The organism is Desertivirga arenae, assembly GCF_017355785.1.
Taxonomy (GTDB): domain Bacteria; phylum Bacteroidota; class Bacteroidia; order Sphingobacteriales; family Sphingobacteriaceae; genus Desertivirga; species Desertivirga arenae.
In genome coordinates, this window is the sequence record NZ_JAFEWE010000013.1 from 1 (window position 1) to 22,778 (window position 22,778).

8 protein-coding genes are annotated in these 22,778 nt (G+C 42.3%); 7 read left to right on the plus strand and 1 reads right to left on the minus strand.

Annotated features, from left to right (window positions below; genetic code table 11):
- The 7 genes from J4N24_RS19585 to J4N24_RS19615 form a co-directional block, all read left to right on the plus strand.
- The coding region (locus J4N24_RS19585) for a PorP/SprF family type IX secretion system membrane protein (protein WP_207535427.1) at window positions 1-991 on the plus strand (991 nt) is incomplete at its 5' end.
- Between the two features lie 281 nt (window positions 992-1,272).
- The gene (locus tag J4N24_RS19590) at window positions 1,273-10,635 is read left to right on the plus strand and encodes a LamG-like jellyroll fold domain-containing protein (protein ID WP_207535428.1); all 9,363 of its coding nucleotides are present in this window, start codon (window positions 1,273-1,275) and stop codon (window positions 10,633-10,635) included.
- 84 nt (window positions 10,636-10,719) lie between these two features.
- On the plus strand, window positions 10,720-12,843 hold the full coding sequence (locus J4N24_RS19595) for a cadherin domain-containing protein (RefSeq protein WP_207535429.1): 2,124 nt from the start codon (window positions 10,720-10,722) through the stop codon (window positions 12,841-12,843).
- A gap of 18 nt (window positions 12,844-12,861) precedes the next feature.
- Window positions 12,862-13,737: a PorP/SprF family type IX secretion system membrane protein gene (locus J4N24_RS19600; RefSeq protein ID WP_207535430.1), complete on the plus strand. Its 876-nt coding sequence runs from the start codon at window positions 12,862-12,864 to the stop codon at window positions 13,735-13,737.
- A 126-nt stretch (window positions 13,738-13,863) separates the two neighbouring features.
- Window positions 13,864-14,412 carry a GNAT family N-acetyltransferase gene (locus tag J4N24_RS19605; protein WP_207535431.1) on the plus strand — a complete coding sequence of 183 codons (549 nt, stop codon included), beginning with the start codon at window positions 13,864-13,866 and terminating at the stop codon, window positions 14,410-14,412.
- Window positions 14,413-14,684: 272 nt separating this feature from the next.
- Window positions 14,685-17,447: a PAS domain-containing sensor histidine kinase gene (locus J4N24_RS19610; protein ID WP_207535432.1), complete on the plus strand. Its 2,763-nt coding sequence runs from the start codon at window positions 14,685-14,687 to the stop codon at window positions 17,445-17,447.
- A gap of 201 nt (window positions 17,448-17,648) precedes the next feature.
- Window positions 17,649-18,494, plus strand: a complete 846-nt coding sequence (locus tag J4N24_RS19615; protein WP_207535433.1) for a universal stress protein — start codon at window positions 17,649-17,651, stop codon at window positions 18,492-18,494.
- Between the two features lie 54 nt (window positions 18,495-18,548).
- Here J4N24_RS19615 and treY read toward each other — a convergent pair whose 3' ends face one another.
- Complete coding sequence (gene treY / locus J4N24_RS19620) at window positions 18,549-22,772, minus strand: malto-oligosyltrehalose synthase (protein WP_207535434.1); 4,224 nt, start codon at window positions 22,770-22,772, stop codon at window positions 18,549-18,551.
- Window positions 22,773-22,778 lie beyond the last annotated feature (6 nt).

Genomic DNA, 22,778 nt, shown 5'->3' on the forward strand with positions numbered 1-22,778 from the left:
TAGTCTCACACCTCGCCCCTCAATAAAGCTTAGAAAAATGAAATTAATAGTAAATACAAAGAATATAAGATCAATCATCAGAGCAGGCGCCTTAGGCCTGCTGCTGATTGGATTGAAAGCAGAAACAGCGAAAGCGCAATTGCACCCTTTGGGTGCCATTTATTATCAAAACCCTTATCTGATCAACCCTGCCTTAGCTGGTAAAGAAGAAGGTTTTTTTGCCAATGCAGCTGTCCGTCGTCAATGGTCGAACATGCCAGGTGCTCCTTCAACCCAGGCATTAAGTTTTGAGTATGGATCCGGCAAGAAATCAGGGGTAGGAATTAACCTCTACAATGATGAAGCGGGTCTTCAGAAAAGGACCCGGGTAAGAGGAACGTACGCTTATCAGCTTCCACTGGATGCAGATGGTCAAAGACTAAGCTTCGGTGTATCACTAGGCTATAGTGATGACCGGTTGATGCAGGAACGTTTAAGTTCTAACGTAGATGGTTCTGACCGTTCAATTGCGGGTTACCAGGACCGCGACACGTATTTTGATGGTGACTTTGGTGCTGCTTACCAGGGCAAGAAGTTAGGTCTGGAGCTTGCAGTACCAAACTTAAAATCATTCTTTAAGAAAGATCAGGCGGAAGGGAACCTGGCTGACGAATCAAAGCTGTACACAGCAGCAAGCTACAAGATGTTTTTCGCTGATGCTTTGGATGGTATGACACTGGAACCGAAGGTAGCTTATCGCCAGATCAAAGGTTTTGAAGACATTGTAGACTTTGGAGCAAATATGAGCCTGGCAGAAAATAAGGTGAATGTGATGGCAGTTTATCACAGTACCCGTAGCACTACGATCGGTATGGGTGTTAAGTACCAGAAGTATCTTGTGATTAGCGGGATTTTCACTTCTGGAACTGCTGCAATCCGGGATTATACCAATGGCAATTTCGAACTGAATCTGAGGGTAAGCCTAGATGAAGTATTTAAGGGGAAGAAGTAGAGAGGTTACCTCTGCTTCGAAGGTTTTTTATGTTAACAGGTTGTAACAGGAGGGCTTCTGCGGTTTCGCGGGAGCCCTTGATTTTTTTAGAAAGCTCCACCTAGTCAATTTTCTAATTGGAATAGGTCATTTAGGCCTGAAACAAGGGCAAATTAAGTCCGAACTACTGAATCTCATACCTAAATCAATAAACAAATCCCTATCGCACCCGTAGGAAACGCCCGAAAGAAGGGAGCAGATGGTGCCTGCTCAACGACATTGAAAATTTTAATGAGTGATGTATGAGTAAATTCTACTTGAAATGTTTTTTTGTCTGGCTATCCTTATTAGTTGGAGTCACAGGTAAATCCTATGCTATGGGATATATCTTTGACTCGTATTATTTGAAGGAGCAAGCTCAGATTAAAGTAAAGGTCACAATCTGGGAGGATGATTGCGGGACCTGTACTAACGATGCTCTTGCAGATTCACGGCTATTCGTGAATGTAAATGGAGGTAGCTTCGACCTCTTGCGAGGGGCGACTCGGGGGAGTGCCGGTGGTTGGTTCCGCGATTCCAAAGTAAGTATTGGAGGAGAGTACCGGGAAGGTGATCACTATTTTAGGGATTACTATATTCAAGTTCCGACAGATTGGTTTGGAAAGAACATTACTGTTGGGTTTGACTATGTCTGGAATGATAGTGATGATCGTGCTGGTACTAAATGGGGAAATCATTATATTCCTACCATCGACGGAGCGGGGTTTAACTTCTGGTCGACTGGGCAATTAAACGATGTCGTTGTTAAATGGAATAAGCCAAATTTAAACGGGTATCCGCAATGGGGAATAGCCTACGACGTGTATCGTAACAATTCCTTTTTGGGAACTACAACTAATCAGGAGTGGACCGATCTAGGTGCTCAAAAAGGTATCAAGTATAACTACAAAGTTAAAACCCGGCTTACTACAGCTGGCAATTCTGTTATTGAGTCCTACTCAGGAGACGTAAGCTCCTGGAGTAACATGAAGGTTGAAACAACCAACGCCCAACTATTTTTCTGTGATAATGGTATTTGGGTAGATTGGAAAAATAAACCAGTATTGGATGGGGTATGGAGCTATCGTGTTGCAAGAGCTACTAACAACCAATTCACAGCTAATTTTAAAGAGATAATAGTTGACAACCAGAACGAATGGCATATTAAAGATGAGTCGGATCTGGAGTATAATCAAACCTATTTCTACCAGCTAAGGGTATACCGGGACGGAGCGGAGATCCAAGCCCTAAGATCTAACACTCGTCAGATCACGGCTGCTAATCTTAAACCGGCGGTACCATCTGTTAACCTCGAAGTAAGCGGGATTCATCATCGCCTGAGCTGGAATTACGACTGTTTCAATAATGACAAATTCCAGCTGATCCGGAAGGTTTATCAGGTTGGAATCCTGCAGGAAGAGTCTACTATTAATCTTGCAAAGGACATTCGCGAATGGATGGACACCAGGCTTAAATCCTGTTATACCTATGAATATCAATTAATAGCTATTAACAGGTATACACAGTCTGAAGGTAATATTATTACCAGAACTGTTACAGATAATATCACTGACGCATTCGTAATAACAGATGCTGAAAAGCTGGATCCTGAAAATAATTTCTATAATCACGATTTCAAGTTCAAGGCTTCGAAAGGTTTCTTTACTAACTACGTTCAGTTACAGTGGGAGGCGAAATATCCTTCACGTATTCAAAATTATCATATCTATCGTCGCATTGCCGGCTCTGGTACTCCTTACGAGTTGATCCGGGTAGAAGGCAGTAGCGCAACCTTATTTATAGATGAATACACAGAAGCGAATACTATTTATGAATACCGTATCCAAGGCTCTGCTCCTTGTGATGGTGTTACCTTAAAGACTGATTATGCGGTAGCATTAGGTTTCCGTTCACCTTTCGGTACTATTACAGGCCGTGTTGCCTTTGAAGGGGGCCAGGGTGTAGAAAATGTAATGGTTCGCGCTAGAAACACTGAAGGTGCTGTTGGTAAAGCGATTAAATTTAAAGATCAGACTGCCTCGGTAGGCTTTGTTTCTTCTAAAGTTTTTTGGCCAGGAGTAAATGGCTGGGGACTAGATGCATGGTTGCGCCCCGAGAATATCAACCAGGATTATGTATTGTATGACCATTTTGATAATGGAAAGGGACTTAAACTTTCTTATACTAATGGTCGCTTTGTGCTTCAATCGGGTGCTGAACAATCTAGCATTAATGCGAAAGTATTATTTGGAAACAATGAATACACCCATTTATCCGTTAGCTTAACTGCTGCTAACGATGTGCAGTGGGTGGTAAATGATTCTGTATTTACAGCACAAAAGTTAAATAGTGGATTTGTTAAAGCAGACGATGAAAATCTTCCTTTAGTTATAGGTAACAGTCGCACGAAAAACCAGGGCTTTGTAGGAACGATAGACGAGGTACGTGTTTGGACTGTCGCTCACAATGGAACAGAGCTGGAAAGAGATCACTCCCGTTTTATGGTGGGTGGTGAAACTGGCCTGACTGCTTATTTGCGTTTTGATGAGGGCTTCTCGGCCAATGGCTTCGACGTTTCCAAGTCAGGACGTAAGTTTAATGAGAATCATAGTAAGATATCCGGAAACTTTGAGTGGACTTCTACAGTGCCTTCAGAAAGTCAGTTAGCTAATGTTGCTTTCACTGACGCTAAAGGTGATTACAAGATGACTAATATTCAGTTTAGAGGAGCGGGTGAAATTTATGAGATCACGCCAATGCTTGGTATCCATAAATTTGAGCCTTCATCGATGACCTTATTTATTGGTGATGGTGCCCTTACTCACAATGGAAAAGACTTTAAAGATGTATCTGCATTTAGAATGTATGGTACAGTAAAATATAAAGGAACTCAATTTCCTGTAAAGGGAGTAAAGGTGATGGTTGATGGAAAACAGGTCCTTAATTCAGATAACGAACCTGTAATGTCTAATGCTAATGGAGAGTACGACCTGTTGGTTCCGATAGGAAAACACAATGTAACTTTCAGCAAAGCTGGACACTCCTTTGCAAACCCTGCTTTCCCTTCTAAAGGTCTTCATGACTTTCAGGAAAATTTAAGAGGAGGTTATAATCTGATCGATACTACTACCGTTATGGTTCGCGGACGAGTAGCGGGCGGTCAGGTTGAGGAAGCAAAATCACTTGGTGTAAGGCTTTCATCAAACAATCTTGGTCGGGCTAAGATCGTTCTTAAACCAGAGATAGACGCCGCACTTGATTCGTTAGATGTAACCAAAAGAACACTTGAGATTGTTACTGATGAGCAATACGGTGAATTTGTTGGCAGGATCATTCCTGAAAGATTTATTGTTCAATCTGTAAGAACGCTTAACAGAAGAAAAAGCACGAACGATTACTATAGCTTTGGTGATCAGAAGATACTCGATCTTACCCCTCCGGTAGATGGCTATAGCTGGGAATATAAGTATGACACGAAGGTAACTACTAAGAAAGTAGACTCAGCTGCTTACCATTTCAAACGCCAGTTTATCTTACATACAGATGCGAAGTACACGATCAATGAAGGAGAGGCTATCGGTGAAACGTCTTACAAGGTAGGCGATAAAACCATTAACCTCGTTAAAGAAGATAAAACTCCTTTATTTGGTGCGCCGGTATTTAAAATGAATGCAGAGTACGAATATCCTATTCATTTCTATGAGGAGTATGAGAATGCGGATAAAGAAGAAAGTGACGCTTCTCGTTTTACACGCGTGCCAATCACAAGTGCTGAAGTTAGAGTTGCAAACAGTTTAAAGCAAGGAAGCCAGGATGAAACATTTGAGCTGAATGACAGTAAGGGAAAACTGAGTTATAAGTTCAATGCTACAGGCCCAAATCTGAACGGTGATTACCTGAAAGGGCTGCAGCTGGCTATTAAAGTAGGTGATTATCCAATCAAAGCATTCCCAGCATTAAAAGGCTATATCCTTGGAGCGGTATCTACAGGTTCAGGTTTCGTTACTAAAGGACCAAGCGTGGTGGAATTTGTATTACGTGACCCTCCGGGGACAGGCAGTTATTCTTACCTGTCGAAAGGTTCATCAATGTCAAAAACCATGTCCCTTAGTGAAACAAGCTCTAGAAGCGAAGGCTTCAATGTGGCGGCTAGTTTAGGACTTACTTTCACCACATCCAGTGGAGTTGGTGTGGAGGTTGAGCTGGAAAATGAATTTGTCAACGATATCGGAGGTGGTGAAACTGTTTCCAGAGGTGCAACAAAAGAAGGTGAATTTGTTGAAACGATTGACATTAATGAGGCATGGGAAACCAGCAGCAGTCCTGACTTCGTGGGAAGCAAAGGCGACTTGTTCGTAGGTAGCGCCATGAACTTTATTATTGGTAAGACCGAGACCTTTGAATTGGTTGAATGGACTGATGAGTTCGAGAAGTTTGGTTTCGCAAGAACTGACTTGATTGAGATCGACGGTAAAAATTATGCCCTGATCAGACGTCAAGGTATTGCGGCAGCGCAAAACAACTTCGGTACGCGTTTCATGTACACCAAATTCCATATAGAAGAGAAACTGATCCCTGAGATAAAAGCATTAAGGAACAGCCTTTTCACTAATGTAAAAACTAAAGCTTACTATAACTCCAAGCTTGCGGTTGACGACAAGAATTATGGAGCAGACAATTACGATAAAAAAGCTTTTGGAGCTTCAGCATGGGTATTACCTAAAGAAGGAGCTTCATCAATAAGAAAATCAGGCGGTCCAAGTTACGATTTCAATCCTCCGAGAGCCGGATATATCGACTCTGTTTATATGTATAACCAGCAGATCGCTCTTTGGGAGAAAGCATTGCGAGACAATGAGGCTAACAAGGTGATCAGCAGACAAAATGCTAAACAAAGTAATAACGTATCGTTTGACGGTGGTACTAATTACACCTGGGATAAAACGATGACCAATGAATGGAGCACTACGAATACAATAGAGATTGCATCCGAAAGTTCCTTAGAAACTGCTTTGGGTTATAAGGTAAATGCATTTGGAATTGTACTTGAAACAAGTACCAGCTGGGGTACCTCAAAGACAAGGTCTGACGGATCAGGTGGTAGTAATAGCTTAAACTTTGGATATGTTCTTTCTGACGGAGATGAAGGTGATTACTATAGTGTTGATGTGATTGACCCTTCTGATCTTAAGTTCCAGACTAAAACAGGTAAGACAACCGATTGGGCAGAATACTATAAATATCAGGAGAACGGTTCTCAGACTAATAATGGATTCTTCTCTCCAATGTTCTTTACTCGTGGTGGTCAGACGATGTGTCCTTATCAGGGTGAGGAAAAGACCAAATACTATCAGCCGGGAGAAATCCTGAATGCTGCAACTATGAGAAGAGAAGTTCCTTCTATCTCAGTAGAGCAAGCAGTAGTTTCTAATGTTCCTGAAACAAATGCTGCAGTATTTACAATGAAGCTGGAGAACCTTAGCGAAACTGAGGCTGATGATACCTGGTTAGGTGTTCAGGTTCTGGATGGTACTAATCCACACGGTGCAATTGTATCTATTGACGGAGCCTCAGCCAATAAAGCATTCCATGTTCCTTTTGGGGAAGTACTTAAGAAGACCTTAACTATTAAAAAAGGACCTGGTGCTGTATACGATTACGAAAAGATAGGTATCATCCTACATTCACTTTGCGAAAGGGATGACGTTGCTGATACGGTATATATTTCAGCTCATTTCGATCCGGCTTGTACCATTGTAGATATGAAAAAGCCGCTGGACAACTGGCTTGCTAATGTCGAATCGAATGGTAAGGTGGAAGTGGAGATGACTGGCTATGATGTAAACCTTGCTTCATTCAAATCTATTGAGTTACAGTACAAGAGCACAGCATCGAATACTTGGGCAACTCTTCATACCTTTTACAATAAAGAGGCTGACTATGACGCTGAATTAGCGAAAGATAAAAATGCTGCGATTAGCAAGATTAATGGTAAACCAACGATCATTTACGACTGGATGGTAACTGATCTTCCCGATCGTAATTATGAAATGCGTGCAAAATCTGTTTGTGCGGATGGTTCAATAAACTACTCGCAGGTAAGAACAGGTATTAAAGATGCAACGCCACCATTAGTATTTGGCGCACCTCAGCCGGCAGACGGTATCCTGTCTCCTAATGACGAGATAATGATCCAGTTCGGAGAGCAGATAGAAGGTGGTTTGGTAACTAAAAATGATATCCTTATAAAAGGTGTATTGAATGGTTCTAAACGTGCTCATGGTGCTTTCCAAAAGTTTGATGGAAAAGAGGCTTTCGCTAAAATACCGGTAGGCTTAAGTCTGGATCAACGTTCATTTACGGTTGAATTCTGGGCAAGACCTCAATCAAATGCTACAGACCATGTGGTATTCTCACAAGGTGAAGGCGCAGAAATGTTGAATATCGGATTTAATACCGCAGGAAGGTTATATGCAGAGTGGAACGGTCAGCCACGAATTACGTCGACCAAATCTATGGATGCAGATACTTGGGCACATTATGCAGTAAGTTATGATCTGGCTACTAAGAAAGTAAATATGTATGCTAATGATCAGCAGCTTGCTGAGAAGGAACAAGTAAATGAGTTTACAGGAATTGGTAGTGTAAGCATTGGTCAGAACACTGCTGCTTCGGCTAGATACCATGGTGATCTTTATGGATTGAACGTTTGGGATATCTACAGAAGCCGTGATGAGGTATATGCCGGTCAGTCTAAGAAGTTAAGCGGATCGGAGCGAGGCCTTGTAGGTAGCTGGGCAATGAATGAACTAGGTGGTAAGATCCTTAAGGATGCTGCACGTGCTCTTCACGCTCAAACAACAGCCACCTGGATGACTGAACCTGCTTCTTCTGCAATCAACTTTACGGGTAATAGCTATGTTCAGGTTCCGGCAGCTCATGCGCCAATTACGAAGAATACAGATTTTACCCTTGAGCTTTGGGTTAAAGCAGGAAGTGCAGCAAAGGAGTCTACTATATTCTCTGCATATCAGGATAATACCGATATGAAGTGGTCTTTAGACTTTGATGGAAAAGGCGGTTTGTTCCTGAAAAATAATGAGCTATTATTTAAAGGGATAGATAATAATATCCTTGACGATCAGTGGCACCATATTGCCATGGTGACAGACAGGAGAGGTAATTTATCATTCTACCTTGACGGTGAGTTGAAAAATTCACGAAAGGCAGATGTTCTTACTAAACTTGCTTCTGCATCACTTTACCTTGGTGCACATTATGAGAACAAGGCAAATGCTAACGGCACCTTGATTGGAAGCTTTAGCCAGAACTTTACAGGTAAACTGGACGAGTTCAGGTTGTGGAACTCAGCGAGAACAGCCGAGCAGATCAAGCGTGCAATGCATATTAAGCAAGCGGCTACACTTCCTGACTTGCAGATCTACTATCCGTTCGAGACTTATGTTGACAATAGCGGAGTGATGCTTTCTTCCAATTCTAATAAGGATCTGAGTGGAAAGAGTACCTCAGTTGCTCAATTCAATAATGCAGCGTACACTACTGAGTCTCCGCTAATTGACAGACCTCAACCGGAACAGTCAGTAGATTTCAATTTTGTAGTGAACGGGGATAAAATCCTGATCACCCTAAATGAAACGCCTGCGCTTGTTGAGAAAACTATTCTGGATATTTCTGTAAGAGGAATTATGGATAAGCACAATAACGTGATGCAAGGTGTAAGAACCTGGTCGGTTTTTGTGGACAAGAATCAGGTTAAATGGAACGATACGAACCGTAAGTTCGAGAAGGAACTGTACAAGCCAATGAGCTTTGAAGTTCAGATCGTTAATCAGGGAGGTACTCAGGAGAAATACAGTTTGGAGGGATTACCTGCATGGTTAACTGCAAGTCCTGCTGCTGGTACTATTGAACCCAATAGTCGTAAAACGATTACCTTCACGGTTGAGGAAAGTCTGAACATTGGTAACTATAAGAATGACCTGTTCCTTCGTACCAACTTCGGTTATGATGAGAAGCTGACGCTTGATCTTAAAGTGTTTGCTCCTGGTCCAGATTGGAAGGTAAATGCGGCTAACTTTGATAAATCGATGAGCGTGATCGGTCAGATCAAGATCAATGATAAATTCTCTATAAATCCTGACGATAAGGTAGCCGCCTTTGTAAATGGCGAGCTAAGAGGTGTTGCTCCAGTGAAATATGTAGCAGGATATGATAAATACCTGGTGTTTATGGATGTCTATGGAAAAGTGAATGAACTTGAAAAAGTTTACTTCAACATCTGGAACGCATCATCAGGTGTAGTACATACCAATGTAACACCTACAGACATGGTATTCCGTGACGGGGAAGTTTATGGTGCCCCATCTAACCCTGTTATCTTCGTTGCTAGTGATGAGGTTTACCAGGACATAGCACTTAAACAAGGGTGGAACTGGTTGTCATTCAACGTCAATGTTAAGACTACGGGACTTGATAAATTAATAGATCCAACTATCCTTGACAAAACAAGTGTGTTCATGGATCAGCAATGGACGGCGGATTACTCAATCGGTTCATGGGCTCCTCCAGGTAAACAGGTGAATAACACTGGAAGCTATTTATTAAGAGTAAGTAAAGACGCGAACCTGAGGATCAAAGGCGGTATGCTAAATCCAGCAAATGAGCAGATCACTTTGAAAAAAGGCTGGAACTGGGTTGGTTATACGCCACAGGTAAGTATGCCGGTGAAGGATGCGCTTGCGGGAGTTAAACTTCAGAATGGTGATATCATAAAGAGCCAGACAGGATTCTCGATTTATGATGAATACATGGGCTGGATCGGAAGCTTGAATTACCTTAAAATAGGTGAAGGATACCGTATCAAGTCATCAGCAACAGGAGACGTTAAATTTGTATTCCCTAAAGCTTCGATAAACTCCGGCGCTACTACTATCGCTTCAGTTAAAGGCTCTGCAAAAACGCTTGCTGCTTCAAAGAAAGAGGATAGTAATCAATACACTGTCTTCTCTGAAAAGGCTGCTGCTTCCCGTTTCAACATGAACATGATTGCCGCTATTGAAGGCTTAACAGTTCGTGAAGGAACAGTGATAAAAGCGTTGAATGCAAAAGGTGAACAAGCCGGCTGGGGAAGTGTGATCACTATTGAGGGTAAGCAAGTGTTCTTTGTGACCCTTAACAGTGATAATCAGAATGAAGTTTTAAGCTTTGCATATAATGATGCAAAGGGTAATCTAATCAGTACACTGAAGGAATCTGTTGTCTTCAAAAATGATAACATTGCTGGTACATTGGCTGAACCCTTTATATTCACCTCCGATAAGGTATCAATGAAGCTTGAAGCTACAGTACAGTTAACAGCTTATCCAAATCCTTTCGAAAGCGAAGTAACATTTAAATGGAAGAATGACCCATCTCAGAATACCGTAATAGAGGTTCTGGATCTGTCAGGAAGACTAGTTCGTGTACTGGTAAATGCCAAGCTTGCAGAAGAGGAGGGAGTATATGTGTGGGATGCCAGAAACGAAGCTTCTTTAATTCCTGGAATGTACGTCGTACGCCTTACTCAGGGTAAGCACAAGGAAACCATCAAAATAATTAAAAAATAATCTTATAGTCCTGCACGCACCATCGTGCGTGCAGGTTTCTAATGCTGATTTAGATAATCTATTAAAGAAATTCATAATAATCTGATGAAGAAATTTTTACTTATCTCATTCGTCCTCATGCTAGCAGCGACTATCTCCAGGGCTCAGGCTCCTTTGTGGTCTGTGAACTCGCAGGATTACGCCTACCAGATGGCACTTGTAGCTGCTATTAATATTGACGGGGTAGAAGCTGATAATTCTAACACTACCTTAGCCGCCTTCATTAATGACGAATGTCGTGGCGTGGGTAAGCTAACTTACATTGCTTCAGTAAACCGGTACATGGTTTACATGAATATTTATAGCAATTCGGGTGAGGGAACCGTAAAGTTTAAGCTTTACGATGCTAAATTAAACCGGACCGTTAACATAGAACAGACAGAGCCGTTTGAGATACAGAAACTTACTGGTTCTACCAGTGCTCCCCTTGTTGTTTCGTACCCTCGTTTAAGCTCTGAGGCGAAGTTCTTTACTTACAAGTTGCCGGGACAGGAAAAATCTGAAATTGTTGGTAATGACATTAATGTTGTTGTTCCTTTTGGCTCTTCGCTAAATAACCTGATCGCTGAGTACACTACTCCTGAAGTTGCAAAAGTTTCAGTAGGTACACAAGTACAAACCAGTAAGGTGAGTGCAAATACGTTCAGCTCTCCTGTGATCTATAAAATAATAGCACCCGATGAAACCAAATCGGCCGAATTTAAGGTGTCGGTTAAGTATGGAAATGCTACTCCGGTTAATATTACCTTAAGTAATTTGCAGCTCAGTGAGAACTCGCCGATAGGTACACTAGTTGGTAATTTGCAGGGAGTAGACCCAGATGGAGATCTAAACTTCGTGTACAGTTTGGTTGCTGGCACGGGATCAACCGACAATACTTATTTTCAGATCAATGATAATAAACTAAGTCTTGCCAAAAAGCTGGATTTTGAAGTGAAAGAGTTCTATTCTTTAAGGGTTAAAGCGGATGATGGAAAAGGTGGTTTAGTTGAAAAAGTATTAACGGTTACTGCCTTAAACGAAAATGACACAGCTCCGGTAGTATTGACCAAATCTATTACTATTCCTGAGAATCAGGAGTCTGAAACCTTGGTGTACCGCATGGAATTATCAGATGCTGATGGTTCTTCGGTATTTACTTATAGGATAAGCGATGGAAATCAGGACGGAAAGTTCAGTATTCACGAACAAAAAGGAGAGATTAAAATTGCGAAAGCAATTGATTATGAAACTGATAAAAGAAGTTTTACGCTCGAGGTAATGGTGAATGACGGGAAAAATGAAAGCCGGGCTTTAATCACCTTCAATATTCAAAACCTTAATGACAATGCTCCGGTGGTTAAAGAGCAAACTATCCAGATGAGTGAAAAAGCTGTCCTGGGTAGCCTGGTACATCAGCTGTTACCAGCAGATGCAGACGGTGTAACAACCTTTACTTATCGAATAGTTAACACTAATCCACTATTCGAAGTTACTCCGCAAGGTTTGATCCTGGTTAAGGCAGGCTTGGATTATGAGAAAGCTAAAAGCCACAGTTTAAGAATAGGAATTGCTGATGGAGCTAACGAAGCTTTCTACACATTCAACGTGCAGCTTCAAAATGAAAACGATGAGAAGCCTCTGTTGGTTAAAAAACAGATTGAGTTGAATGAAAAAACGGCTCCGGGAACAGTCATTACTCAGTTAGAAGCAACGGATCCTGATAAAGATGGTTCTCCTATCACCTTTACTTTGCTGCAGACTGATTCTCCATTCCAATTAGCAAGCGATGGTACATTGACCTTGAAAAAAACCTTGTCTTACTCATCATACCCTAATTACAAGCTAAGAATAAGTTTGTACGACGGTGTAAATACTTCTGAAGAAGAGCAGGAGATCACTGTTATTCAAGATGCTACGGTTAATTTCCAACCAGCTAATGTGATTACTCCAAACGGTGATGGTATAAATGATACCTGGGAGATTAAGGATGGACACTTATATGAGAACTATACGTTCAAGGTGATCAGTTCACAGGGTAGAGAAGTCTTTTTCCAAAAAGGTTACAAGTCTCCTTTCTGGGATGGTCGTTTTCAAGGCAAGGACCTACCGGTAGGTACCTATATATACATTGCACAGTCTGATGACAAGACAAAAACTTTTAAAGGGACTCTATCCATACTTCGTTAACCTATCAAGACATAATAGATGAAAAAGAATACTTCATTTTTTATAATAATTTCCCTGCTGAGCTGTATCGGCAGCAAGTCATATGCCCAGGCAGTGCAGGATTACCTGTTTAAAAACTGGGATCTAACCTATATCAATCCTGGAGCATTAACTACTGATGGCGGATTGAAGAGCACGGTGCAATACAATCGCAATACGATTGATGGTGTTAATACTGAAGTAGGTGCTCAGTTTCAGATGCACTCCAACTTCGGTAAAAATCATGGGGCAGGTATATCGATGCAAAGTCAGAAATCGGGAGTGTTTTCTGGAACCAGCTTTGGAGCCGGTTATGCTTACCGTGTTAAACTCAGCGCTAATCAAAGTTTATCATTAGGATCAAGGGTAGCCTATTTTAAGCAAAGCATTAACCGGGGCGAGGTTATTAATGCAAATACGTCAGATCCTGTTCTTTACGGCGATGCTTATCAGGAGGGAAATTTGATGATCTCGGCGGGAGCGTTGTATCAATGGAAGGGATTACAGCTGGCTGTTTCTTCACCTGAGTTCTTGCCTATGGAAGGAAATACGGTGATTAGTAGAAATTACAATGCCTATATTGGGTATACCTTCAAGTTTGAGGGTATAAACCTGCGACCAAATTTCTATTACGAGGATATAAAGACCCTTGGCGATTGGTATGAAATGGGTATTTATGGAGAGCTTGAGAAGCAAGTAATCCTTGAAGCCTCTTACACCTCGCAGGAGAGTGTGCGTTTAAGAGCCGGTGTTAACTACAAGAAATTGAACATGGGCTACGGATATGATAGCGGCAGTTCATCTCAAAACGCAGGGCTTAGTAAAAGCAGTCATCAGCTATTCCTGCAGTATAGCTTTGGGAAAGTGGTAGATTAGTGCAATAAAGCAATCTCCAGCCAAAATACAAGGGTTTCTGCAACTTGCAGGAGCCCTTTGTTTATTAGGGTTTTAGAAATTAAAGGTTTTTCTTTTATCTTTCCAACATGAAAGGAATTTGTCAGGATGATATTTGATAAGGTAGAGCTCATTCCGCTTCAGCCCCTGCATGCAAGGTTAAGGGAAAAGGCATTGCGGGAACTTAAACACGATCCCTTTTCTAAATACATTGGTGATAATATTAAGGATATTTCTAACAATGTAACCTGGTTGAATGATGCTGTCAAGAAGAACCTTCATGGGAGTTCCTTAAAGCACTATGGCATCTTTTCGGCTGATAAAGAAACTTTCATTGGGGAGATAGGAATAGATGCTTTCGATGAAGCGGAAGGTGTCGCGAACGTTTTTTACTGGGTACGACCCGGATCAAGGAACAGGGGAATTGCAAGGCAGGCGATCGAATTGCTTAAAGTTGAAGCGGCTTCATACAATATCCAGTATTTCAAATTCATTATTGATAAATCAAATTTCCTGAGCGAAAGGGTGATCCGTAAAGTGGGTGCTTCGAGGAACCTTGTGTTGAATGGTTCGGTAGAAACCGGTGATCCGCACAGGTACTATTACTTTTTGGAATTACAAGGGGAAGAAGATAAGATTGGGAAGATAGCTTTATAAAAAGACTACAAGATCTTAAAGGGCTTTTGCAACAATGCAAAAGCCTTTTTGCTGTTACAGTTCTTTAAGAACAAATGTTACAATTTCAGTGTTTTGTCAAAATGGAGATCAAAGGAGAGGGGCAACAACTTGCAGAGCTATGTTCCGTTAAGTACTAGTAGTTTAAAACACTTATTTCCCCCTGATTGTATTATACCAGGATGGGAAAATGTGTTGGTTTTTGTTGCACCTTCGTGATGGGTGAAGAATAAGAGTTCGGGCTAATCTAATTAATGGGAAAATCGGGAAATAATATTTACCGCACCAGTGCACCTGGGATGATAAGGAGTGCCTTAAAGTTTGCACCTGTACCAATGGCGGTACTTGAAGGCTTTGATCTGGTGTTGACTTACGCCAATCAGGCACTATTTAAGGTATGGGGAAAGGATAAGAGTATTGTTGGAAAACAACTTCTTGAAATATTGCCTGAGTTGCACGATCAGCCCTTTCCCAATCAGCTGAAACAGGTTCTTTTAAGTGGCGAGGTTTATGAGGAAGACGAAGCTCCTTCTTATGTAGTTAAAAACGGCAAAGTAGAAACCATTTATTTTGATTATTCCTATACTCCTGTTAGAGATGATGAAGGTTTGGTAATAGGGGTTTTAGTAGTTGCTAATGATGTTACTGACCGCGTTGAAGCACGTGCTAACTTTGAAAAAAGTTCTATCGAAGCAAAGCAGGCTCAAAAAAAACTGGAAATGACCCTCGGTGCCGGAAGAATGGGCTACTTTGAGGTTGATCTTAATTCAGGAGCTATCACGGGTACTCCGCAATTTCGTACCACCTTTGGCTTCGATGAAGAAGAGGATCTAACCCGGGAAACCGTGATGAACAGGATGCTTCCAAAGTACAGGGAGCTTGTTGAAGAGAAACTGGCCTTTGCATTTGAGAACAAAACTGTTTACACTGCACAATATGAAATAGTATGGCCTGATGGTTCCCTTCATTGGATCAAAACAACCGGTTATGCAGTATATAAGGGATCAGGAGAACCTATAACGCTGTGTGGTGTCGCTATAGAGGTAACGAGGGAGGTGCAGGCCGATGAGAAGCGCTCTATCCTGGCAGCAATCATTGATTCTTCAGACGACACGATCTTAAGTAAGACCCTTGATGGAATTATTACGAGCTGGAATCCTGCTGCCCAGCGGATGTTCGGATATACCGAAGAGGAGATCATCGGCAAACATATTTCAACCCTGATCCCTCATCGATTGCTATCCGAGGAAGACCATATCATCGGAAATATCAAACAGGGGAAGAAGATCGATCATTTTGAAACTACCCGCCTTAGAAAAGATGGTTCAGAGATCAATATTGTACTTTCAGTATCGCCCATAAGAGACCGGTCCGGTACTATTATCGGAGCTTCTAAAATAGCCAGGGATATTACCGAGACAAAGAAAGTAGAGGAAAAGCAGGCCATACTGGCAGCTATTGTTAACTCTACTGACGATACCATCCTCAGCAAAACCCTTCAGGGGATTATTACCAGTTGGAACCCTGCTGCCGAGCGGATGTTTGGTTATACCGAGCAGGAGATCATCGGTAAACATATTTCTGTTTTAATTCCGCCCGAACATCTGTTCGAAGAAGATATTATCATTGGAAATATTGCCAGGGGTAGTAAAGTTGACCATTTTGAGACCGTACGTGTTACCAAAGATGGCAGGAGGATCAATATCTCGCTTACCGTTTCACCCTTACGCGATGGGAATGGGAATATTATAGGAGCTTCGAAGATTGCCCGCGATATTACTCCCCAGAAACTGGCGGAAAAGCGACTCAGGAACTATGCACATACACTTGAGACGATCAACGAGCTATGTAAGACAATATCTGGGGAACTTGATGTTGAAAGATTACTGCAGATAGTGATTAGTGCGGCTACGCGTGTTACTGGAGCAAACCTGGGAATGATCTTTTATAATAGCCGGGATGTGAACGGCGATTTAAGCAGAATGCATTCCTTCTCCGGTCAGGGAAGCCTGGTGTTTGACCGGATGCAGGAAGAAGGGAAGTTAGATGCACTGGATCAGCTGATAGCCTGTGATGAAGTACTTCGGATAGACGATATAAAAAAGGCCTCCCTGGATAATTGCAGACAGTTTGAGTCTCTTTTCGAAGCCATTAATATGGTGAACTTCCTGTTGATGCCCGTCACGTCGAAATCTGGTGAAGTAATAGGAACAATTCTTCTGGCGGATGACGAAGCATCGAAGTTTAATCTCGAGCAGGAAGAGATCGTGCTTGCTATTGCTTCTCAGGCATCCATTGCGCTGGAGAATGCACGCCTCTTTGAAGAAGTGAATGTTCTGAACACCAAGAAGGACGAGTTTATCGGGATGGCGAGTCACGAGTTAAAAACACCCCTTACAAGTATGAGCGGCTACCTTCAGATCCTGGAACGTGTACAGCAGAAGGAGGAGCATAAAAGCTTTGTTCAGAAAACGATCAGCCAGGCGAATAAGCTATCTGCCCTGGTTAATGATATACTCGACGTCTCCAAGATAGAAGCAGGTAAGTTACAATTTTTACTTCAGCGTTTTGATCTCTCTGCTTTGGTGCTCGAGTGTATTGAACTTATCCAGCTTTCTAATTCTTCCCATAAGATAGATGTAACTTCTCCATTGCCTCTTGTTCATTTAACAGGCGACCGCCACCGGATAGAGCAGGTTATTATCAATCTCTTAACTAACGCCATAAAATATTCGCCGGGAGCGATAAAGGTGAAGGTATTAATGGAGGTGAATGAAGAGGAGGTTAGAGTAGGAGTTAAGGATCAGGGGATCGGCATTGCTTCTGATAAAATTCCTCACTTGTTTTCACGCTTCTACCGTGTGGAAGGTCTTAACCCGGGGATGTCTGGACTGGGGATCGGTTTGTATATTTCCAAAGAGATCATTGAACGGCATTTTGGAAGGATATGGGTGGAGAGTGAGGAAGGGGAAGGAAGTACCTTTTGGTTTTCGCTGCCATTACAGGGGATCGCCTAAGTTAATTTCATCTGGTTTATAGCGCGATCTTTACTCGCTGGAATTGCTTTTTCACTTGATTCGTATTGTCTTTTTTCGTACCTTGTTTACACCAATAAACCTGGATCATAGCAGGATATATTTTATGGAAAGTGACTTCTATCATTCGCTTTTATAGATATATCATCGAGATTTATAGTATAAACCTTCAATTCTCTTGTTATGAAAACGATTCTTCTCTTAACCGATTTTAGCAAAAAAGCTGATCATGCTGCTGAACTGGCTGTTGAAGTAGCTGAACGTGTAGGTGCAGACATCCTCATTTATAATGCATGTCTGATCCCTGAAGTAATACCCGCAGCCGAAGCGATTTTCTGGCAGAACGAAACCTATGGGATGCTGGAGGATGAAACTAAGGTTTTGCTGGAGAAAACGGCAAACAGGCTTAAAAAAAAGGTAGCTGAGGGCGATAAGAATTTGTATAAACCGGAGATTAACTTCTTCTGTGATTTTGGAACAGTAGCCGACACCATCGCCACGGTTGTTGAAAAGAATCATATATGGCTGGTGATAATGGGTACCAAGGGAGATAATGGAATCAGCAACTTCCTCTTTGGAAGCAATGCTTACGGTGCCATCGATAATGCGAACTGTCCAATCCTGCTAATTCCGGAAAAAACAGATATTGAAGATATAAAGAAACTTGCTCTGGCTACTGATCTTCAGATCGAAGATATGAAGCAGGTGGATTTCCTGGCAGAGTTTGCACGCCTGTTTAAAAGTGAGGTAGTGGTTACTTACGTATCACCAAAAGGGGTTACTTCTGAAGAGGAACAGGAGCAGATCTTTGAACTCGTTAGCCGTTTAAATAATGGTACAGCCTCTTTTAAGGGTATCTCCGGAGATGAGGTCGAAAAGAAATTGGAGGAATTTTCACAAAGCGAGCATGTAGACGTGCTGGCGGTGATCCATAAGAAGTATAATTTGCTTGAACGGATCTTCCATAGCAGTACTACAAAAGTTCTTATCCGCCATTCCAAAGTACCCCTGTTGGTATTACCGGGATAGGAATAAAAGGCAGGGCTTGAGTAGGAAGCCCTGCCTTTTCCATTTAATTTTTTCTTACTCGCGATTGAAGATCTCGACCCAGTGCTGCAGGCGTTTTACATGCTTTTCCTTCAGCTGATCAGGCAGTAACCTCCATGACCAGTTATTCTCAGCGACAGCAGGGGTATTCATCCGGTGCTTCTCACCCAAACCTAACACATCCTGAAGTGGCAGGATAACGGTCTTAGCGACGGAGGCATAAGCTAAACGGCCAAGTATTTTATGAATGTTACTATCCTCTGGTTCAATACCAGCATAAGCTGTTAGCCGCAGCTTCATATCCTTATCCACTTCTGTATGGAACCATCCTACTGTGGTGTTATTATCATGGGTACCCGTATATACCAGGAAGTTCTGACCATAGTTATGCGGAATGTCAATTGAATCAGGAAGGTTATCCCCAAAAGCAAATTGAAGAACTTTCATTCCGGGGAATTCAAATTCATCCCTCAGGTCGTATACCGGTTGATCTATATCCCCAAGGTCTTCTGCTACAAATGGAAGTTTCCCGAGCTTATTCTCCAATGCTCTGAAAAAGTCAGATGCTGGTCCTGGTTTCCATTCTCCATTTTTAGCTGTTTCCTCGTTTGCCGGTACATCCCAGTAGGACGAGAAGGCACGGAAATGGTCTAGCCGGAGGTAATCGAATAATTCCATGTTCTTGCGGATGCGATCGATCCACCACTGGTATCCCTGCTCTTTTAAAACATCCCAGCGGAAGATCGGCATTCCCCACAACTGTCCATCTTCATTGAAATAATCAGGAGGAACTCCAGCTACCCCAAGGGGCTTTCCTTCTTCATCCAGCGCAAATATTTCTGGGTTAGCCCATACGTCGGATGAGTCGTAGCTTACGTAGAAGGGAAGGTCGCCAAACATGCGGATATTGAGGTTGTTGCAGTACTGCTTTAGCTCTTTCCATTGCTTCATGAAAATAAACTGCAGCCATTGGGTCTTCGAGATTAGATATTCCTCTTTCTCCCGGAATTCAGCGAGCGCTGCTCCATCCCGTAATTTATACTTGCGGTCCCATTCATACCAGGGCTTGCCATCGTTCTTTAGCTTAAGGGCAATGTAGAGTGCGTAACTATCCAACCAGTAAGCCTCGGCTTTGCAGAACTCTGTAAAAGCCGTACCAAGCTCAGCATAGGTACCTTTTCTAAAGTTTTGGAAAGCTTTTTCGAACAGTCCGTTCTTGATTTTCTCAGCCTCTTTGAAATTGGCTTTCTCTTTCGATGAAAGTTTGATACCCTTCAGGTCTTTCGAGTCCAACAAGCCTTCCTCTACCAGCTGTTCGGGACTGATGAGCAAGGTATGTCCGGCCATACTGGAAATAGCACTGTAGGGAGAATACCCTTGTCCGACTGCGGTAGGACTTAAAGGTAATATTTGCCATAATTTCTGTTTAGCGGTAGCAAGGGTATCGGCAAAGCGTCGTGCTTCCGGTCCAAAATCGCCTGTTCCAAAATTTGATGGTAGTGAGGTGATGTGTAGCAGGATACCCGCACTTCGGGGATTTTCGGGCTTGGTAAGTTTTAAAAGTGCAAAGGGCAGATGAGCAAAAAGATCTTTTACGAATAGCTCATTTTCTGTCTTGCTTTTTGTTTTCAGAAAAACGTTCTCTAAATCCTTAGGCGCATTTTTAGGAAGAACAATGCGCGTTTCCTTCCATTTGATCTCCAATAGGTCGCGCTCCTGTTCTTTGGCGATCGTAGCAGCATGCAGGGGTACAGCGACGATATACCACGTTTGTTTATGTTTACGGGCATAGGCCAGAACGTTATCCTGATACTTGCCTTTTACTTTCAGAGGTACATACTCGCCTTGTTCGAATAAGTCTTTTGAAGCCTGACGTTCCTTATACAGAACCTGGGTAAGCCATAATTTGATTTTGCCCGAATAGCGATCCTGCCAAAGCTGCTTTAAATTTCCTTCCGGATCTTCCGTTTTGCTCTGCAGGTCTGAAAGCCATTGCTGACGTTTATCATAATCTACTGGCCTTCTATTGTCAGGGTCTACCAGGCTCAAATCCCAGAGTTCGCAACCCTGATAGACATCGGGCACGCCGGGACAGGTGAACTTAAGTAATACTTGTGCTAAAGAATTAACGATCCCAAAATCGACCACCTTCTTTTGAAGGTTTTGCAGATGCCTGAAGAATGGCTTATCCGTATCGAGGAGGGAAAGGGCAAAGTTTTTTGTAGCGTTTTCGTATTCCTCGTTAGGTGTGGTCCAGTTCGATTTATCCTTGGCTTCACGTAAAGCCTTTTCGAGGTAATCCTGCAATCGGTTTTTCAAATTATCTTCATCCTGCCCAGGCATCGGCAGAGCGCCAACGAGGGTCTGATAAATGAAGTATTCGTCGTTCACCTCGGGATTATGGTTCTCTTTAAGATGTGTATTCAGGTATTGCCATAACTCAATCGTCTCCAGCCATTCATCGGCAATATCTGTAAGAACATTCAGGCGGGCACGTACATCCTCACCGCGCTTGGTATCATGGGTAGAGGTGGCGTTGATGGATAATGGCCAGTTCTCCTGCCGGTCCTTCATCCGCTCATGAAAATCTTCAGCAGTGATTCCGAATGCTTCCGGAGCATCGCCTACTTCATTATGGCCCACAAAGCGGTTATAGGTATACATCAAGGTATCTTCTACTCCCTTAGCCATTAAAGGCCCTGAAAATTGCATCAGGCGCTGGTAGAAATGAAGGGCTTTCTGATTCTCTGCCGGGTTGTTGTCTTTGGGTTTTTTGAGCAAAACGTCTGCGATCAACTCTAATGATTCGGCGAGCTTTGGCTTGCTTTTCTTTATTTTTTTGATCTCTGCTTTCAGGGCATCTGCTTCTTCCTCATCCAATGGCAGGTTGTTGCCATAGTAACGGTAAACCGGACAGTGGATAAGGATCTCGCCAATCGCTTTTTTCAGGTCCTGAGTGTCAATTGACTTTAGCTCTGATTCCTTTGCAAGGTCTGATTTAAGGAATAGTTGTAACAGGTTATCCAGCTCGCCCTGCATATGGTTATACAGGATATATGATTTTTTATCGTGGATCTGCTGGTGGATTTCTGTTTTATCGCCAATCAGCTTTTCATAAAACTTAGTAAAGGCTTTTTCTGCTTTGGTATTGGTGAATAGATTGTTCACAATAGCCAGGAAGTCGTAGCCCGTGTTTCCTTGTATGGGCCAGCGCTTTGGAATATCTTCTCCAGGTTCAAGGATCTTTTCTACTACGATATAAGTATCCTCGCCGCTAAGCTTTCTAAGATCTTCCAAATATTGGGTCGGATTATAGAGCCCATCGATATGATCTATCCGGAGTCCGTTAAAGACGCCTTGCCCGGTCAGTTTTTGAATATATTGATGAAAATGATCAAAGACGTTCTTGTCCTGTATGTTAAGACAAATTAGTCCGTTAACGGTGAAGAAGCGTCTGAAATTGATCTGGCTATCCGTCTCCTGCCAGTGACATAATTCATAAACCTGTTCCCCGGTAATTTCTTTTAAGCGAACAGCATCATGGTTTATAGCGTTAATAGCTTCGGCAATTGCTGTTTCTGACGACTCGTTCTTCTTCAAAGAGTCCAGCTGTAACAGGAATTCATTCCACTCCTTCGAATAGATCTCAGCATCTTCGATCTGGTGTAAGCCCTGCATCTGATCTAGCAATTGCTGAATTGCCTGATTGGGAGCTTTTATCTGACTTAGGATGCTTTGGTATGACCGGGGCGTAAGGGGATAGAAGCTATCATAATAGGCAAGGCCATACCTGCCATTCTTATAATCGATCTTTAATTCTCCCTTTTCGATAACTTCTTCCAGTTTCGATCCAAGAAAGGGAACCATGATCTTTCCTCCATGAACCGGGCTTTCCCATCCTATATCAAAAAAGCTTGCATATTTGGATTGTTTTCCCTTCTCCAATACGTCCATCAGCCACTCGTTATTAGGATCGAATGCCATGTGATTAGGTACGATATCCTGAAGCCAACTTATGTTCTGGTTCTTAAGCTTTTGGCTGATGCTTAAGAGTTGCTCTTCCGACCCTATTTCAGGATTAATCTTGTGGGGATTCAATCCGTCGTAACCATGGGTACTGCCTGAAGTAGACTGAAAGACCGGAGAGGCGTAAACGGTGCCTACACCCAAATCTTTTAGATAGGGAATGATCTTTTCAAAAGCTTCAAAAGTAAATTCTTTGTGAAACTGAAAGCGGTATGTAGATATGGGGTTAAACATGAGAGG

Excerpts from the sequence above, each read along its gene's own strand:
- J4N24_RS19590 (WP_207535428.1), top strand. The coding sequence starts at position 1,273 with ATGAGTAAATTCTACTTGAAATGTTTTTTTGTCTGGCTATCCTTATTA.
- J4N24_RS19595 (WP_207535429.1), top strand. The coding sequence starts at position 10,720 with ATGAAGAAATTTTTACTTATCTCATTCGTCCTCATGCTAGCAGCGACT.
- J4N24_RS19600 (WP_207535430.1), top strand. The coding sequence starts at position 12,862 with ATGAAAAAGAATACTTCATTTTTTATAATAATTTCCCTGCTGAGCTGT.
- J4N24_RS19605 (WP_207535431.1), top strand. The coding sequence starts at position 13,864 with ATGATATTTGATAAGGTAGAGCTCATTCCGCTTCAGCCCCTGCATGCA.
- J4N24_RS19610 (WP_207535432.1), top strand. The coding sequence starts at position 14,685 with ATGGGAAAATCGGGAAATAATATTTACCGCACCAGTGCACCTGGGATG.
- J4N24_RS19615 (WP_207535433.1), top strand. The coding sequence starts at position 17,649 with ATGAAAACGATTCTTCTCTTAACCGATTTTAGCAAAAAAGCTGATCAT.
- treY (WP_207535434.1), bottom strand. The coding sequence starts at position 22,772 with ATGTTTAACCCCATATCTACATACCGCTTTCAGTTTCACAAAGAATTT.